General features: G+C 36.0%; 2 protein-coding genes. Both read right to left on the bottom strand.

Translation table 11 applies throughout. The annotated features are described in order from the left end of the window. Positions 1-268: 268 nt before the first annotated feature. The gene (locus DB41_RS01750) at positions 269-1,669 is read right to left on the bottom strand and encodes a hypothetical protein (RefSeq protein ID WP_039383669.1); all 1,401 of its coding nucleotides are present in this window, start codon (positions 1,667-1,669) and stop codon (positions 269-271) included. Between the two features lie 237 nt (positions 1,670-1,906). Next, on the bottom strand, positions 1,907-3,307 hold the full coding sequence (locus DB41_RS01745; RefSeq protein WP_155117536.1) for a hypothetical protein: 1,401 nt from the start codon (positions 3,305-3,307) through the stop codon (positions 1,907-1,909). Between the last annotated feature and the right edge of the window lie 240 nt (positions 3,308-3,547).

Below are 3,547 nucleotides of genomic sequence, written 5' to 3'. Positions count from 1 at the left end.
GCGGATGATTGGTCAAATGATAAGGCATACCTAAACCCTGGTGAATTTTTAAGAGGAAAGCAACCACTTATTAACAATACAAATTAGTATAAAGCCAAAAAAAATCATATTAATCTTGTTTCGCTTAAAGGTAATTTAAAAAGCACTTTATCAACTACCAATCTATCATTTTACTCACTTCTTATATACTAGTTAACAACCTGCATTTTTATATAAAATGCAGGTGTAAAATAAGGAGATATTATTAACTTATATTTTCTACTCTTTGCTAATCCGATTTCACTGGAGGGGGCAAAGGATTGATGGCTGCAATTGCAACTTCTTGGTTTTCTACCTGTTTATGGAAAAGCAAAATTCTGTCTCCCGAATAAGCAACTTCATATTCATAGCCTTCGGCTAGCATTTGCTCTGAAGTCAAAATTTGAAAGGAATTCACATTCCATACTTCCATCATCGCAGGCAAATCTTGTGCAAGCTTTGCTAGCACCTTTTGCTGCTTGATCTGATAATTGCTTATGGGTTTGATAGGAAGGCTTATAAATCCTGCTTCGCATGCATCTTTGGAGGGCAAACTTAATGCTTGAGTCTCTTTTTTTTCTTCAGCTTCATCCGAGGATTGATCTTTAGATAAAAGAGTTCGACCGATAGAAAAAAGCGAAGATTGAATATTTTTCCACAAGGAAGGAGTGCCATTATAAAGCTTTCTTTCTATTTTTCTTTGGTCATCATTTTTAGTAAGATTAATGCAAGTAAACATTCTATTAAGATCTTTTTCCTCTCCTAGCTCATGCTCCCTAAACATACAACAAAAACCAAAGAAATCCCCTTCTGTTATGTAAGTTGAGAACCAACGTGATAGTTCTAAGTGAGACACATTAGGATTTTCAAATGTTCCACAAGGAGTAGTGTAAATCTTTTCTGCGGGACGACGTGACATACCTTTCATCATCTCTATATCCCACCTAAGTAGAACGCTCTCTCCTAAGGGCATATCTTTATACATCTGCTTGAGTACCTTCTCTTGGTCTTCTATCTGCTTACTCTCTACCAGCTGATCTTTATCGGTTAAAACTTTACCTAAAATTTTTATTTTAGCTATTTCTTCTTCTACCTCTGAGACCAACAAAGAATATTGTTTGCTTCTAGAAGGTTTCATTAGCTTTCTAGAGGCCTCGTAAATGTTAGCAATATTCTCAACAGATCGTTTGAGTAAAACTTGTAGTTCTTGCGGTTCTTTGCGATCGTACGTCTCTCTAGATCGCTTATCTTGCAAGCTGTACTGGCCATGATCGAGCAATCCCAATATAGATGTCTGATGGAGAGGTGAACTAATGCTAGCTAGGTGAGAAACAGCAAGAGTGTTAGCTATAGTATGGCAAGAAGGTGAAGTACCAGCTTTATGCTTGGTTGGTCTACCATCTTTTAAAAGCTTTTCTTGGATAAAAACAATAATTCTTTCGGCGATAGCTGCCAAAGCGCCTGCAAAAGGAATACTTTCTATACAGGCAATCAAACGATGGCCTAAGCAATGCTTAGCTTTGGCATAGTTAGAGAGCTGCCAATGTCGACTAGCATAAGGAGCTCCTGATAAGCCTGTGATTAAAGATAGTCCTATATCTTTATAAGATAAATCATATTTTCTCGGATGATTGGTCAAATGATAAGGCATACTGGGTTCCTGTTAGATTTTTAAGAGGAAAGCAACTTCTTATTAACAACACAAATTAGTATAAAGTCAATAAATTATGTTAATCTTTTTCCCTCAAATTTAAAATAGAAAACACTCTGTTTATTATCAAACTATCATTCTGCTCGTTTCTCATCTAGTAATTAAACACCTGCATTTTATATAAAAATGCAGGTGGGAAACAATTATATACGATTAATTCATATTTTTAGCTCTTTGCTAATCCGATTTTCCTTGAGTTGGTAATGGATCCATGGCTGCACTTGCAACCTCTTGGTTTTCTACTCGTTTATGGAAAAGCAGAATTCTATCTCCTGAATAAGCACCTTCATATTCATAACCTTCGGCTAGCATCTGTTCTGAAGTTAAAATTTGAAAGGAATCCACATTCCATACTTCCATCATCGCCGGCAAATCCTGTGCAAGCTTTGCTAGCACCTTTTGCTGCTTGATCTGATAATTGCTTACGGCTTTGGTAGGAAGGCTTATAAATCCAGCTACACTTGCTTTTGGAGAGGGAAAGCTTAATGCTTGAGTCTCTTTTTTTTCTTCAGCTTCATCCGAGGATTGATCTTTAGATAAAAGAGTTCGACCGATAGAAAAAAGCGAAGATTGAATATTTTTCCAAAAGGAAGGAGTGCCATTATAAAGCTTTCTTTCTATTTTTCTTTGTTCTTCCTTCTTATCCAAGCCAATGCAAGTAAACATTCTATTAAAGTTTTTCTCCTTTACTATATCATGCTCTCTATACATACAGCTAAAGCATTCGTAGTTCCCCTCATATATGTAGGGTGAAAACCAACGCGATAATTCCAAAGAAGAAACATTAGGATTTTCAAATGTTCCGCAAGAAGTAGTGTAAGTCTTTTCTACGGGACGACGTGACAAACTTTTCATTCTTTCTATATCCGAGCGGAGTAGAATGCTTTCTCCCAAGGGCATATCTTTATACATCTGCTTGAGAACCTTCTCTTGGTCTTCTATCTGCTTACTCTCTACCACCTGATCTTTATCGGTTAAAACTTTACCTAAAATCTTTATTTTAGCTACTTCTTCTTCTACCTCTGAGACTAATAGAGAATATTGTTTGCTTCTAGAAGGTTTCATTAGCTTCCTGGAAGCCTCGTGAATTTTAGCAATATTCTCGACAGATTGTTTGAGTAAAACCCGTAGTTCTTTTGGTTCCTTGCTATTGTATATCTCTCTAGATTGGCTATCTTGCAAGCTGTACTGGCCATTATCGAGTAATCTCAATAGAGATATCTCCTGTGGAGGGGAATTAATGGCAGTTAGGTGAGAAACCGGAAGAGTGTTAGCTGAGGTAGGGTAAGAAGGTGAAGTAACAGCCTTATGCTTGGTTAGCGCGCCATTTTTTAAAAGCTTTTCTTGGATAAAAACAATAATTCTTTCGAGGATAGCTGCCAAAGCACCTGCAAGAGGAATACTTTCTATACAGGCAATCAAACGATGCCCTAAGCAATGCTTAGCTTTAGCATGATTAGAGAGCTGCCAATGCCGGCTAGCGTAAGGAATTCCTGATAAGCCTGTGATTAAAGATAGTCCTATATCTTGGTAAGATAAACTATATTTTCTAGGATGATCGGTTAAATGATAAGACATACCTAAACCCTGGTGAATTTTTAAGAGGAAAGCAATCATTTATTAACAATACAAATTAGTATAAAGCCAAGAAAATTATATTACTCTTGTTTTGCTTAAAGTTAAATTAAAAAGCACTTCATCAACTAACATTCTATCATTTCGCTTACTTCTTATATACTAATTAACAACCTGCATTTTATATAAAAATGCAGGTGTAAAATAAGGAGATATTATTAACTTATGTTTTCTACTTTTTGC

Source organism: Neochlamydia sp. TUME1, from assembly GCF_000813645.1.
GTDB lineage: Bacteria > Chlamydiota > Chlamydiia > Chlamydiales > Parachlamydiaceae > Neochlamydia.
Note: the sequence above shows the minus strand (reverse complement) of the source record. Positions and strands in the feature narration are given on the sequence as shown.